Source organism: Stenotrophomonas sp. SrG, from assembly GCF_050031795.1.
GTDB lineage: Bacteria > Pseudomonadota > Gammaproteobacteria > Xanthomonadales > Xanthomonadaceae > Stenotrophomonas > Stenotrophomonas rhizophila_A.
On sequence record NZ_JBNBBE010000145.1, the window covers coordinates 1 to 289 of the forward strand.

At 66.1% G+C, this 289-nt stretch carries 1 pseudogene; it reads right to left on the reverse strand.

Annotated elements, in window-relative coordinates:
- Nucleotides 1–289 (reverse strand): annotated as a pseudogene (locus tag ACQG3P_RS19305) (ribonucleoside-diphosphate reductase subunit alpha); the annotation flags it as partial.

Below are 289 nucleotides of genomic sequence, written 5' to 3' on the forward strand. Positions count from 1 at the left end.
GTTGAGCTTGCGCGCGTTGGTCTGCACGAAGTTCAGCAGGCGGTCGTTGATCATGCCCACTTCGTGGCCACGGCCCACCGACTGCGAGAAGGCGTGGATTTCCTGGCCCGACACTTCCTTGGCGATGTAGGTGGCCAGCAGGCGCGCGGCCAGGCGGCCGTACTCGGGCTCTTCACCGATCAGCTGGGCGGCGGTGCGGATGGACAGCTCGTCCAGTTCCTGGGTGGTGGCGCCGTTGTTCAGGCCGGTAATGGTGCGGGTGGCCACGCGCATCGGGTCGAACGAATGC